The sequence below is a fragment of the Bathymodiolus platifrons methanotrophic gill symbiont genome, from assembly GCF_002189065.1.
Taxonomy (GTDB): Bacteria; Pseudomonadota; Gammaproteobacteria; order Methylococcales; family Methylomonadaceae; genus Methyloprofundus.
This window is the reverse complement of the sequence record NZ_BDMN01000110.1, coordinates 25,007-38,015: the sequence shown is the minus strand read 5'-3', so window position 1 is coordinate 38,015 and position 13,009 is coordinate 25,007. Positions and strand designations below refer to the sequence as shown.

The 13,009-nt window shown below is 41.7% G+C and carries 12 protein-coding genes and 1 pseudogene; 8 read left to right on the top strand and 5 right to left on the bottom strand.

Features of this window, described 5'->3' with window-relative positions:
• Both CDZ78_RS22675 and CDZ78_RS06960 read right to left on the bottom strand, forming a co-directional pair.
• A partial coding sequence (locus CDZ78_RS22675) for a hypothetical protein (protein ID WP_211200760.1) occupies positions 1-252 on the bottom strand: 252 nt, incomplete at its 3' end.
• Between the two features lie 110 nt (positions 253-362).
• Positions 363-2,213: a polysaccharide biosynthesis protein gene (locus CDZ78_RS06960; protein ID WP_244559177.1), complete on the bottom strand. Its 1,851-nt coding sequence runs from the start codon at positions 2,211-2,213 to the stop codon at positions 363-365.
• A gap of 760 nt (positions 2,214-2,973) precedes the next feature.
• On the opposite strand from CDZ78_RS06960, the gene rfbB reads away from it, so the two are divergent.
• The 7 genes from rfbB (at position 2,974) to CDZ78_RS06925 (ending at position 8,695) form a co-directional block, all read left to right on the top strand.
• A complete protein-coding gene (gene rfbB, locus CDZ78_RS06955; RefSeq protein WP_087869355.1) occupies positions 2,974-4,038 on the top strand; it encodes a dTDP-glucose 4,6-dehydratase in 1,065 nt (354 codons plus the stop codon).
• Positions 4,038-4,934, top strand: coding sequence for a dTDP-4-dehydrorhamnose reductase (gene rfbD / locus CDZ78_RS06950; protein ID WP_087869354.1), 897 nt, complete (start codon positions 4,038-4,040; stop codon positions 4,932-4,934). Before rfbB ends, rfbD begins: the two co-directional genes overlap by 1 nt.
• A gap of 1 nt (position 4,935) precedes the next feature.
• Positions 4,936-5,823: a glucose-1-phosphate thymidylyltransferase RfbA gene (gene rfbA / locus CDZ78_RS06945; RefSeq protein WP_087869353.1), complete on the top strand. Its 888-nt coding sequence runs from the start codon at positions 4,936-4,938 to the stop codon at positions 5,821-5,823.
• Entirely contained in the window at positions 5,820-6,362 is a 543-nt protein-coding gene (rfbC, locus tag CDZ78_RS06940; protein ID WP_087869352.1) for a dTDP-4-dehydrorhamnose 3,5-epimerase, read from the top strand. The genes rfbA and rfbC overlap by 4 nt, the downstream gene beginning before the upstream one ends.
• Positions 6,363-6,435: 73 nt before the next feature.
• Positions 6,436-7,476, top strand: a complete 1,041-nt coding sequence (galE, locus tag CDZ78_RS06935; RefSeq protein WP_087869351.1) for a UDP-glucose 4-epimerase GalE — start codon at positions 6,436-6,438, stop codon at positions 7,474-7,476.
• Between the two features lie 6 nt (positions 7,477-7,482).
• Positions 7,483-7,950, top strand: a complete 468-nt coding sequence (locus CDZ78_RS06930) for a CYTH domain-containing protein (RefSeq protein ID WP_087869350.1) — start codon at positions 7,483-7,485, stop codon at positions 7,948-7,950.
• Between the two features lie 58 nt (positions 7,951-8,008).
• A complete protein-coding gene (locus CDZ78_RS06925) occupies positions 8,009-8,695 on the top strand; it encodes a tetratricopeptide repeat protein (protein WP_087869349.1) in 687 nt (228 codons plus the stop codon).
• 125 nt (positions 8,696-8,820) lie between these two features.
• Here the strand turns inward: CDZ78_RS06925 and amrA are convergent, their stop codons facing one another.
• Both amrA and amrB read right to left on the bottom strand, forming a co-directional pair.
• A complete protein-coding gene (gene amrA / locus CDZ78_RS06920; RefSeq protein WP_230990851.1) occupies positions 8,821-9,381 on the bottom strand; it encodes an AmmeMemoRadiSam system protein A in 561 nt (186 codons plus the stop codon).
• Positions 9,368-10,153, bottom strand: coding sequence for an AmmeMemoRadiSam system protein B (amrB, locus tag CDZ78_RS06915; RefSeq protein WP_087869347.1), 786 nt, complete (start codon positions 10,151-10,153; stop codon positions 9,368-9,370). The genes amrA and amrB overlap by 14 nt, the downstream gene beginning before the upstream one ends.
• Before the next feature lie 211 nt (positions 10,154-10,364).
• Here amrB and amrS point away from each other — a divergent pair.
• A pseudogene (amrS, locus tag CDZ78_RS06910) lies at positions 10,365-11,450 on the top strand (AmmeMemoRadiSam system radical SAM enzyme).
• Positions 11,451-11,511: 61 nt separating this feature from the next.
• Here the strand turns inward: amrS and CDZ78_RS06905 are convergent.
• Positions 11,512-12,864, bottom strand: a complete 1,353-nt coding sequence (locus tag CDZ78_RS06905) for an AmpG family muropeptide MFS transporter (RefSeq protein ID WP_230991072.1) — start codon at positions 12,862-12,864, stop codon at positions 11,512-11,514.
• Positions 12,865-13,009 lie beyond the last annotated feature (145 nt).

The window sequence follows — 13,009 nt, the reverse complement described above, 5'->3', positions numbered from 1 at the left end:
TGGTAGGCGACAGGGCAATTCGCTGATCCGAAGTGCGCTAGTAGCGCGCGAGGGAGGCAAGAATTGCATTCCGAAAGCCGTCCAGCCATTTGAGGTAGTCTTAACGGAGCAGGGTTTTGTGCGTAGTTGAGACGGACGCAGGGCGACCAGGGCATCTCCCATTCGCTGCGTAGGCGAATGAATGTTGGTGACAGGAGTCCCAGAATGTTGTGAGGTAGCATGGCGCGCCTGCCCCTTAATCCTCTTTTTCAAGGGGGAAGGTAAAAAATAGAATACTTTCACAATCTCTATAGCAAGGTATACTGTAAAACTCTTAATTTTTGGCTAAATGTGGAGTAGAGGCCACTGAAAGTAGTTAACAGCTAGTACTCCTGCTCATCTACATTATTAAACTCGGGTACTAATTGTTTTAATTGTGCCTGAATATCTACAGAGTCGCGGTTTTTACAAGCCACCAGTAAATTTTCCATTTGTTTCTCCCAGACATCTTGTTCATAGCGCCTGGCTTTTGCTAAAAAGAGTTTTTCAAACCCGGTACCTAATAATTGCTCCTGTTCATGAAATAATTCTTCATGTAATTTTTCTCCAGCACGCAAGCCGATATATTCGATTTTAATATCCGAACCTACACTTAAGCCACTTAACTGAATCATTTGCTCAGCCAGATAGCTAATTTTTATTGCCTGCCCCATATCCAATACATATATTTCGCCACCAGCCCCCACAGCTTCTGCATTCATAATCAGCCGACAGGCTTCGGGGATAGTCATAAAAAAACGGCTTACATCGGGGTGCGTAACAGTGACAGGCCCACCCATTTTAATTTGCTCTCTAAATAAGGGGACAACACTACCTGCCGAATCTAGTACATTACCAAAACGGACGGTTATAAATGATGTGTGTTTTGCTAAGGTATTTAGGTTTTGACACAAGATTTCTGCGGCGCGTTTAGTTGCCCCCATAATATTACTAGGATTAACGGCTTTATCAGTAGATATTAAAACAAAACGCTCAACTTTTTCTGCCAGCGCCACTTCAGCAACATTTTTTGTGCCTATTAAATTATTAGTGACTGCAGCTAAAACCTGTTGCTCTAATAAAGGCACATGCTTATAAGCTGCAGCATGAAAAATAACCTCAGGTTTTTCATTGCGAATAAGGTCTTCTACAGCAGCTCTATCGACGACATCCCCTAAAATTGCACTAAGTTTTAAATCAGGAAAGCTTCTACGTAATGTTGAATGTATTTGATACAGGTTAAATTCAGAATGCTCATAAATAATGATTGATTCGGGTGCAACCTGGGCAAGTTGACGACAAAGCTCGGAACCAATTGAACCGCCGCCTCCAGTAACTAAAATTTTCTTACCCGACAGGCTGGATTTAATTTGTGCCCAGTTTAAATTAACAGGCTCACGCCCTAAAATATCATCAATGGCTACATTTCTTAAATTACCTTTAGAAACAGTATTTGAGAGTAACTCTTTAACAGATGGCAGAGTTTTAAAAGGAACATGAGCTCGTTCACAAGCCTCGATCATGCCACGCATCTCTATATCTGATGCCGATGGAATCGCTATTAGAATAATATCAACATTCAGTTTAGCGGTATATTCAGCCACCAGATTAGTATCAAAAAATACCTGTAAGCCGCGTATTGAACGCCCTTTTTTTGCTTTATCATCATCAACAAAGGCAATAGGTAATAAAGAGACCTCATCTTGCAATAAGTCTCTAGCTAACATTTCTCCTGCTGCTCCTGCACCTATGATTAGTGCTCGCTGCGCTGCAGCTTCGTGCTTTACCCAGTCTTTATAATAGCGATAAAACAAACGGGGAATGCTTAAAAATAGTAATAAAAAACTGGTATACAGTGGTAATACCGAGCGTGGCATAAAAGCCAGGCGGTTATAGACAAAAAGACTACCGGCAATAAAAAATACACCGAAAAAGACAGCCTTAAAAATTCTGATTAAATCAGGTAACGAGGAAAAGCGCCAGACACCTTTATATAAACCCAAGTACCAGAAAATAATCGATTGGCTAATAATGACATAAGGCAAGTAACGAAGGGCATTAGTAAGATATTCACTAGGAATCAGATCTAAATCAAAGCGAATCCAGAAAGCAAGTAGCCAGGCACATGCCACCATCAAAGCATCATGAATTGCGATGGTTAAACGTGATCTAAATGCAAAGTTATTTTTTAACACTTATTGCCTCGGTAAATTTTGGAAAGATATGAGTACAGAGATAAAAACAGCCTAAAGTCCTCTATATTTAACCTCAGAGCACCTGATCTCAGCATAATAAAATCAAAGCCTTATGGAAATTATCAAGATAATATAGTGAGACCATAATGCACAGTTTCATGCGTCAAAACCAAGTTACATAATGTACCAATCACCCGTCATACCCGCAGGGAAGCGAGTATCCAGTGCCATGGATGGCATCGTTCACATTCATGTGACTGGATTCCGGCTTCCCCCAGCCTTCGCTTGGGGCAGGCTCTGCCGGAATGACGATGTATAAAATAGTATCAAGTAACTACCGCGAGTTCAGGTTATCTGAACCTGGAAAAATATATTGCAAAGAGTTTCTTATGTTGGCATTGAAAGGGTAGATAAGCAATACAATTCAATTTGATAGGCAAGATAATAATTGCACCTCTACTTGAAACAAAAAAATAGTTGCACGTATTTTTAGCATTGCTGGCATAAATCATTGCTTTATAATTATTAGCTACTTTCTAGATTAAGTGAGCACACCCTCTGAAATGCATAGGAATCAATTGGTTACAGCGCGAGTCATCAGCAGCTATTTTTTCAAGTTCTAAACTAACTCAGTAACTCCCTTCCTTTATAAAAGGAGAGTTAAAATATGCTACAATTTTCGGTCAGAAAATGGCCTCTCTGAATTTTTCTTATTAAACTTCAAGAGTAGTGGCAAATAAAGTAACCAGGGACTTAAAGTATGATTTTTGTAACAGGCGGAGCAGGATTTATTGGTGCTAACTTTGTCCTCGATTGGCTCGCCGAAAATGATGAATCTATCGTCAATATAGACAAACTCACCTATGCAGGAAACCTGGAAAGCCTGTCTTCTTTACAGGGAGATAATCGGCATATCTTTGTTCAGGGAGATATTGGTGATGCCAGTTTAATTAGTGAATTACTAGAAAAACATCAGCCACGTGCTGTGATTAATTTTGCGGCAGAATCCCATGTTGATCGCTCTATACACGGCCCTGAAGCTTTTATACAAACTAATGTTGTCGGTACATTTCATTTACTAGAAGCCATTCGTGCTTACTGGAATAAACTGGACGGAAATAGCAAACAAAATTTTCGTTTGCTACATGTCTCCACTGATGAAGTTTATGGTTCTTTAGCAAAGGACGAGCCAGCATTCACTGAAACACACCAATACGAACCGAATAGCCCTTATTCAGCAAGTAAAGCAGCCAGTGACCATTTGGTCCATTCCTATCACCATACTTATGGATTACCTGTATTAACAACGAACTGCTCGAATAACTATGGCCCGTATCATTTCCCTGAAAAGCTGATTCCACTGATAATTGTTAATGCTTTAGCGGGTAAATCGCTTCCTGTTTATGGAGATGGTCAGCAAATACGTGACTGGCTTTATGTAAAAGACCATTGTAGTGCCATTCGTCGAGTATTGGCAGCGGGTACATCAGGAGAAACTTATAATGTAGGTGGCTGGAATGAAAAGCCTAATTTAGAAATAGTGCATACGGTTTGCAGCTTATTGGATGAACTACGCCCCCGAGCTGATAAACAGGGCTACGCCGAGCCAATTTCCTTTGTTACAGATCGTTTGGGGCATGATCGCCGCTATGCTATTGATGCTCGGAAAATTGAGCGTGAACTAGACTGGAAACCAGTAGAAACTTTCGATACAGGGATACGCAAAACAGTGCAGTGGTATCTGGATAATCAAGACTGGGTGGCCAATGTACAATCTGGTGCTTATCGTGACTGGGTAGAAAAAAACTACCAGGAGCGTAGCTAGTGAAAATACTCTTATTAGGCAAAAACGGCCAGGTAGGCTGGGAACTTCAGCGTAGCTTGGCACCACTAGGTGAAGTAATCGCTCTGGATAGTACTAGTCAAGATTATTGTGCCAATTTCACTGACCTATCGGGTTTAGCGGATACTGTTCGACAAATTAAACCCAATATCATTGTTAATGCCGCTGCTTATACTGCCGTTGATAAAGCAGAGAGTGAAAAAGAATTAGCGCAAACGATTAATGCAGATGCTGTCGCTGTTTTGGCGCAAGAGACAAAACTACTTAATGCCTGGCTGGTACATTATTCAACAGATTATGTTTTTGCTGGCGATGGCACAGTTGCATGGCAAGAAACGGATGTAACTGGCCCTTTGAGTGTCTATGGAGCAACTAAGTTTGCTGGTGAACAAGCGATTCAGGCATCAGGCTGTAACCACCTTATCTTTCGCACCAGCTGGGTTTATGGGGCTCGAGGTAATAATTTTGCTAAAACCATGCTTCGTCTTGCAAAAGAGCGAGATAGCCTAACTGTTATTAATGATCAAATTGGCGCACCAACAGGGGCTGACTTGTTAGCGGATGTCACAGCTCATGCTATTCGTACAGCACAGCTTAGTCCTGAACTAAGTGGTCTATATCATCTTGTCGCAGCTGGAGAAACCTCATGGCATGGGTATGCAAGCTTTGTTATAGACTACGCGCAAAAAATGGGACAAAATTTAAACACGGTAGTTGAAGCTATTTCTCCCGTTCCAACTAGTGCATTCCCAACTCCGGCCAAGCGGCCTAATAACTCACGGCTAAATACTAGTAAACTACAAACAAATTTTGCTTTAACCCTCCCTAAGTGGCAATCCGGCGTAGCAAGAATGCTGACTGAATTTTTAGAGAAATAATATGACTCAACGTAAAGGAATTATTCTTGCTGGAGGCTCTGGCACGCGTTTATACCCTGTAACTAAGGTAGTATCGAAACAATTACTGCCTATTTACGATAAACCAATGATTTATTACCCGCTAAGCACCTTAATGTTAGCAGGGATTCGGGATATATTAATTATCAGTACACCTCAGGACACACCACGCTTTGAGCAGTTACTAGGTGACGGTAGTGACTGGGGGCTTAACCTTCAATATGCGGTACAACCCAGTCCGGATGGATTGGCTCAAGCCTTTACCATCGGCAAAAGCTTTATAGGTAATAGCCCTTCTGCATTGGTACTAGGTGATAATATTTTTTATGGACATGACTTAGTTAAATTGCTTGATCACGCCTCAAACCAAGATAAGGGTGCCACCGTTTTTGCCTATCATGTACAGGACCCAGAACGATACGGTGTAGTAGGTTTCGATAAACAGGGCAAAGCTACATCAATAGAAGAAAAACCCACTCATCCGCAAAGTAATTATGCCATTACCGGCTTGTACTTCTATGATAACCAGGTCGTCGATATTGCTAGTAATTTAAAACCCTCTGCACGTGGTGAACTGGAAATAACTGATGTAAATAAAGTCTATTTACAACAAAATCAGTTGAATGTTGAGAATATGGGGCGCGGTTTCGCCTGGTTAGATACGGGAACACATGAAAGCATGAACGAAGCGAGTATGTTTATTGAAACGGTAGAGCGACGTCAAGGCTTAAAAGTTGCCTGCCCTGAAGAGATTGCCTATCGTAATGGTTTTATCAACGCAGATGATGTACAACAGCTTGCACAACCCTTAATAAAAAGTGGCTACGGCCAATACTTGATGCAATTACTCAATGACGACGGTGTTTTATGAAAGCTATCCCGACCAATATTCCTGATGTCATGATCCTGGAACCAAAAGTCTTTGGTGATAGTCGTGGCTTTTTCTTCGAAAGTTTTAATCAGCAAGCCTTTAATGAAGCAACCGGCCTAGATCTACAATTTGTCCAGGATAATCATAGCCGCTCTGCTAAAGGTGTATTACGTGGCCTGCATTATCAGATTCAACAACCTCAGGGTAAGCTAGTACGAGTCACGCGTGGCTCAGTCTTTGATGTAGCTGTTGATATTCGTCAGTCATCTCCAACTTTTGGCCAGTGGGAAGGCGTAGAACTTAATGAAGACAGTCACCGTCAACTTTGGGTTCCAGCAGGATTTGCTCATGGCTTTGTAGTATTAAGTGAAAGTGCAGATTTTTTGTATAAAACCACAGATTATTATGCCCCTGAATATGAACGCTGCATTGCCTGGGATGACCCAGCGATCAATATCGATTGGCATTTTGATGGTGAACCCCAGCTTTCAGGGAAAGATCAGCACGGACTGTTATTAAAAGATGCCTATGCTTATTAAACGCTAAGAAAGATACAGCTTACTTAAATCGGTAGGGCCGTACGAAAAATAGTTGGACCAAGGATTAATGAAAATGAGTGCAGAGAAAATTTTGGTAACTGGTGGCGCAGGATATATTGGAAGCCATGCCTGTATAGAGTTATTAGAAGCAGGCTATGATGTTATCGTCATCGACAATTTATCTAATAGCAAGCCTGAGTCTTTGGCGCGGGTTGAAAAAATCACCGGTAAATCACTGTGCTTTGTTCAGGCTGATATTCGCGACAAACAGGCATTAAACGACATTTTTAACCAGCATGAAATTTATGCCGTGCTACATTTTGCAGGCTTGAAGGCAGTCGGTGAGTCCTGTGCTCAACCAATAAGATACTATCAAAATAATGTTTATGGCACGCTAGTGTTAACAGAAATGATGCAACAATTTGGCATTAAAAAAATCATTTTCAGCTCCTCTGCAACCGTTTACGGTGAGCCTGATAGCGTTAAATATACTGAGGACTTACCCGTATTTGGTGCGACAAATCCTTATGGTAAGTCAAAAGCAATGGTCGAAGATATTCTCAAAGACCTGCCCATCGCTGATGATTTATCTAATTATAGCAATCCCTGGAACATTATTTTATTGCGTTATTTTAATCCAATTGGTGCGCATAAAAGTGGTTTGATCGGCGAAGATCCCAATGGGATTCCAAATAATCTGGTTCCTTATGTATCACAAGTTGCTGTTGGCAAGCTGGATCAACTATCTGTATTTGGTGGTGATTACCCTACTATTGATGGCACGGGTGTGCGTGATTATATTCATGTCGTTGATTTAGTTAAAGGCCATATACAGGCATTACAAGCTTTAAACAATTCCTCAGGTTGTAGAGCCTATAATCTAGGCGCTGGAAAAGGCTATAGCGTGCTGGAAATTGTTTCTGCATTTGAGCGCATAACTGGAAAGACGATTAAATATAAAATTGTTGAACGTCGCGCAGGCGATATTGCAGAGAATTACGCTGACTCCAGTTTAGCTTTACGCGAACTTAACTGGCAAACAGAAAAAAACCTGGATGATATGGTTACTGACACCTGGCGCTGGCAAAGTGCAAACCCGAATGGATATAAATAAAAAGTTATGGCAATAGAAATAGAACGTAAGTTTTTACTGGCCAATGATAATTGGCGAACCCAGGTATCAAAATCCACACGTTACCGGCAAGGTTATTTGAATAGCGACAAGCATAGCTCTGTCAGAGTCCGAGTGAGTGATGATAGTGCCAAGATAAATATTAAAAGTGCCACGATAGGTGCCCAGCGTCAGGAATATGAATACGATATACCGGCTGAAGATGCCCATGAATTACTCAATACCTTATGCCATAAGCCGCTAGTGGAAAAAACAAGGCATCTTGTTGTAGTTAAGCAACATACTTGGGAAATTGATGAATTTTCAGGCGAAAATCAAGGCTTGATCGTCGCTGAAATAGAGCTATCTGCTGTAAATGAGATATTTGAGAAATTAGACTGGGTAGGTCAGGAGGTCACGGAAGATGTTCGCTATTACAATAATCAATTAGCAAAACACCCTTATACTCGCTGGTAGTTGTATATTTTTTGCAACAAATGTTGCAAAAAAGTGAATTAGCAACTATATTTAGCGTATGAAACAGATATCTACCCTACTTATTCTGCTTGCGCTAAATTCAATGCCCGTTCTTGTAAAGGCTAATGAATTAGAGCTTGCTGTGCAAAAAATAGAGTTCCAATGGGCTCATATTCATTACAGTGTTGCAAAAGAGCAACAGCCAGGGGCATATAAGCAATTACTTGCCAACCTTAAGAGCGTACAGGCACAATACCCGAATAAAGCAGAATTAATTATCCAGCAAGCGATTATTGTCGCATCTAACGCTGAAAATATTAGTCCACTCAAGGCATTAAGCGCAATTCATCAGGCTCGAGACCTTTTATTGCAGGCAATAGAATTAGACCCAAATGCCTCAGAAGGCGCGGCATTTGTTACCCTAGGGTCACTTTATTATATGGTTCCCAGCTGGCCTATCGCTTATGGGGATAACGATAAAGCACAGAAAATGCTAAAAAAAGCTCTTGTAATTAACCCTAATACTATTGATGCAAACTATTTCTATGGTGACTTCCTGGTTATGCAAGGGCGACAAAAAGAAGCGGTAGCTTATTTTAAGCGAGCACTCGCCATTCCAGCGAGAACAACGCAAGTGTTTGCTGACAATCAATTACACGCACAGGCACAACAGGCTATTATGGACAACAGTCAACTAGTCGCAGTTAATAAACCAATACTGTTCACTGCTGCATACGCAAAGTAATAAAACAGACCGTAGGCCGGAATAGCGTGAGCGTTTTCCGGCACACACACCCGAAACAAAAAAACATCCCCAACCTTCGTACACCCTTCATGTGGAGAGCATACGCTATTCCACCCTGTCATAATTTAAGTTTCAGAAATATATTCGCATTCATAACGCGAAACCTTCAGTGAGTCAGACCAATAATCACTTGCCAGACCAGACTTTTGCTTCAAGTGTAGTAAAAAGTCTCCGGGCTCAGCTAATGATTCCCACACAGAAGGCAGAAATGTGCCTCGATGCCCACCTTCTTGCATAATCAATCCATCTACTCCAGGGCGTAATTGCCGAACCAAGTCTTCTTCTGAATAAAAACTCATTGGCTCCGCCGCACTTAGAATGGAAAGGTGAATTTCTAATTGGCTATATTCAGCTGTGGTTACCGGCGGGAACCGAGGGTCACGAAATGCAGCTGCAAAAGCGTTTTCGGCCACATCAACAATTAAGGGACGTATAGCCTCTAACATGCCAATACAACCACGCAATTGATGCTTAATTTCCAGAGTAACAAATGTTGCGCGCTGTGCTTGTAATTCCGCTACAAACTCTTTGTAGTTAATGGGTACCGCAATGCCATGCTCCAATCCATAGGCAATTGAGTCTTTAGCTATGCGCATTAATTGTTGTTGATTGCTAGTTAATAACATAAGCACCATACCCCACAACACGGCTTTTATCTCCAGCAGTATCACCTGAATTCCTAAGATCAATGGTTTCAATCTGCAAGGATTTTTTTTGGGCCAGAGAGAGTAGCCCGCTCACAGGTACTCGCCCACAGGCGCTATCGTAATTTAAATGTAGATAATCAAGTCGTTCAATTTTGTCACTGGTTTCCCTATCTAAGCGTTGCGCAGTGGCATAATCATGAAAATGACTAAGATCCGAACTAATAACGATTAAAGTACCCTCTGTACCATAAAATAGTTCTAGTAATTGCTCTATCTGTTCAGCTGGGCAATCACCTACGACAATAGGAATCAGATAAAATGCATCTAAAACCATTTGTAAAAAAGGCAGTTGCACTTCTAGGCTATGCTCAAACTCATGTGCCTGTTCCAGATATTCGACAAAGGGGAGCTTAGCTAGAGATGCAATCGCATTTGTATCCAGAGGAATATTCCCCAATGGGGTTCTGAAAGCCTCTGCATGAGAAAGAGCAAGCCCTGTAAAGCCAATTTTATGTGATGGGCCTAATAAAATCACACGCTTAATATGACTACGCCCGGGTTGTAAGCGGGCATAAGCCGTCGCAGCACAAGCACCTGAATAAATATAACCTGCATGAGGTACGATCATAGCCTTTGGAGCTTTGTCTACTGGCTCAGCCTGCTCCAGGTAGCTTTCAATCATCGACGCTAGTGTGTTCGGGTTATCAGGATAAAACGAGCCAGCGACTGCAGGTGGGCGTATATTTGGCATATTATTTCCTGTTATGAGAAAAATGTTTTAATTCTCTATATAAGCCTATTAATGTTAAATTACAAGTTTCTATCCAATAAATAGTTTAATTTTTTAGGCCGAATAGACGTGCACAAGGCTTTTATTGCATACTCAGTTGGCCCAGCAAGCATGTGATACGCATCCTTTCAGATTAGTAGATATCGCAGGTTCTTAATTAATGAGGTTTGTTATGCATACAAGAGAAAACTCTGAATCAATTGTTGCCACTCGCTATTGGCATGACCTTGGCGATGGCCGTATACAATGCGATTTATGCCCCCGATTTTGTAAATTACATTCTGACCAACGAGGCTTATGCTTTGTGCGCAAAAATTAGGATAAGAAAGTCGTCTTAACCAGTTATGGTCGTTCTAGTGGCTTTGCTATTGATCCGATTGAAAAAAAACCATTAAACCATTTTTACCCTGGCTCATCAGTCTTTTCTTTTGGCACAGCGGGCTGTAATCTGGCCTGTAAATTCTGTCAAAACTGGGATATCAGTAAGTCACGCGAAATGGACTCATTAATGAGTATTGCCGGACCTGAAAAGATAGCCAAAAAAGCCTCTGAGCTCGATTGCTTAAGTGTCGCCTACACCTATAATGACCCGGTGATTTTTCACGAATATGCCATCGATACAGCGATTGCCTGTCGAGAATTAGGCATCAAATCAGTTTCTGTTTCTGCAGGTTATGTATGTCCCGAGCCCAGAGCTGAATTTTATCAGCACATGGATGCGGCAAATATTGATTTAAAAGCTTTTACCGAGAATTTTTATCGTAAATTAACAGGTTCTCATTTAGCGCCAGTATTGGATACTCTGCTTTATTTGCAACATGAAACATCGGTCTGGCTAGAACTAACAACACTTATCATTCCTGGTGAAAATGATTCCACTGAAGAGTTAGAGCAAATGACTCAGTGGGTGGTAGAAAACCTAGGCAGTGATGTACCTATGCACTTTACCGCCTTTCATCCGGACTGGAAAATGCAGGATAAGCCATCTACCCCTGTCTCTTCATTATTAATGGCACGAGAGATTGCTTTAAAAAACGGCGTGCATTATGCCTATGTTGGTAACGTTCATGACAAGGCGGCCGATAGTACCTATTGTCATGCCTGCGGGCATTTACTAATAGGCCGCGACTGGTATCAACTATCTGACTGGAATTTAACAGAATCAGGGGCGTGTGCAGCCTGCGGTACGCAATGCGCGGGACATTTTGCAGCAAAACCTGGTGACTGGGGCGCTAAGCGCCTGAGTGTCAAAATGTAGAGCGGACTTTAGTTCGCTAGTTTCACTCCCTAATTTTCAAAATAGCGGACTAAAGTCCGCTCTACAGCGTTTTGCTTTGAATATTAACGGTATTATTTTGCATACGCATCAATACCAGTACCAACACGATTGCAGGCAACCCCACTGACGAAGCATACAAAAAGAACATCGCATAGCCATATGCATCAACGATCAGGCCTGATAAGCCCCCCATTAATTTAGCCGGTAATGTCATTAGTGAGCTAAACAGCGCGTATTGTGTAGCAGTGTAGGCGCTATTGGTTAGACTGGATAAGTAGGCGATAAAGACAGAGGTGGCAATACCACCACTTAAATTATCGGCACTGATCACGATAGCCAATAAGCGTAGATCAGGCTCGGAGTTTGCGAGCAAAACAAATAATAAGTTAGTGCCTGCAACTAAGACAGCACCTAATAACAAGGGCTTCATCAGACCATAGCGTATAACCAACACACCTCCTAGCGCCGCACCAAAGATGGTCATAAAAAAACCGAAAATTTTACTTACGTCGGCAATTTCTGTTTTGCTAAAACCTAAGTCCAGATAAAATGGGTTGGCCATCACTCCCGTAGTGATATCACTCATTTTATACAGTGCTATCAAAGCTAGAATCCAGATAGCCGTTTTGCCGTTACGTACAAAGAACTCAGCAAACGGGCTGATAACGGCATCAGAAAACCAGGCAATTAAGCGCTGCAGTGTGCCTTTATGGGCTTGCACATCTAATGCCGTCTCGATTTTATTTTCCAGTTCAGTTGCCTGCTTGTTCTGCAGGTGTTTAGGCTCAGAACTGAGTAAAGTGGCCACTATACCAACAAACATACATAAAGCCATCGCTGAATAAGCAGCATTCCAGCCTACATATTCGGCGATATAAAAAGCACCGGCACCAGAAACCAGCAAAGCAACGCGATAGCCAAAGACATACATGGCGGCCATTGCTGCCTGATATTCGGGCCCTATGGCTTCAATACGATAAGCATCAATGACAATATCCTGTGTTGCTGAACAAAAAGCGATCCATACTGCCGTTACAGCAATTAACTCAATTTGAGTGAGTGGGTTTAGCTCTGCCAAGGCCATTAATCCAGCTGAAATACCAACTTGAGCCAATAACATCCAGCTTCGACGCTTACCGAGTAAGCGAGTTAAAAAAGGCAATGGTAGTCGATCAACCACAGGTGCCCAGATAACTTTAATAGAATAGGTTAAGCCTACCCAGCTAAAAAAGCCAATAACCGATAAGGTAATACCAGAATCACGCAACCATGCCGAAAGTGTTGAGAATACTAATAAAAAAGGAAGCCCAGCCGAAAAGCCAAGAAAAGACATGCCTAATACTTGTGGGCGCATATAAGCGGCAAAGGATTGTTTCCAGCTATGCTTAGTCATATCTAAGGTTAAATAAATATTTCAGAAATAAAAAAAGGGAGCAGAATCTAAAATTCTACCCCCTCTTTAAAACAGAGTTTCTATTAACTCAATCAATTTGCGTAGGGCGTGGCTTTAGCCCGCTTGTTATAGTAGCGGGCTAAAG

Coding starts and splice junctions, on each gene's coding strand:
- rfbB (WP_087869355.1), top strand. CDS start 2,974: ATGATTTTTGTAACAGGCGGAGCAGGATTTATTGGTGCTAACTTTGTC.
- rfbA (WP_087869353.1), top strand. CDS start 4,936: ATGACTCAACGTAAAGGAATTATTCTTGCTGGAGGCTCTGGCACGCGT.
- rfbC (WP_087869352.1), top strand. CDS start 5,820: ATGAAAGCTATCCCGACCAATATTCCTGATGTCATGATCCTGGAACCA.
- galE (WP_087869351.1), top strand. CDS start 6,436: ATGAGTGCAGAGAAAATTTTGGTAACTGGTGGCGCAGGATATATTGGA.
- CDZ78_RS06930 (WP_087869350.1), top strand. CDS start 7,483: ATGGCAATAGAAATAGAACGTAAGTTTTTACTGGCCAATGATAATTGG.
- CDZ78_RS06925 (WP_087869349.1), top strand. CDS start 8,009: ATGAAACAGATATCTACCCTACTTATTCTGCTTGCGCTAAATTCAATG.
- amrA (WP_230990851.1), bottom strand. CDS start 9,381: ATGTTATTAACTAGCAATCAACAACAATTAATGCGCATAGCTAAAGAC.
- amrB (WP_087869347.1), bottom strand. CDS start 10,153: ATGCCAAATATACGCCCACCTGCAGTCGCTGGCTCGTTTTATCCTGAT.
- CDZ78_RS06905 (WP_230991072.1), bottom strand. CDS start 12,864: ATGACTAAGCATAGCTGGAAACAATCCTTTGCCGCTTATATGCGCCCA.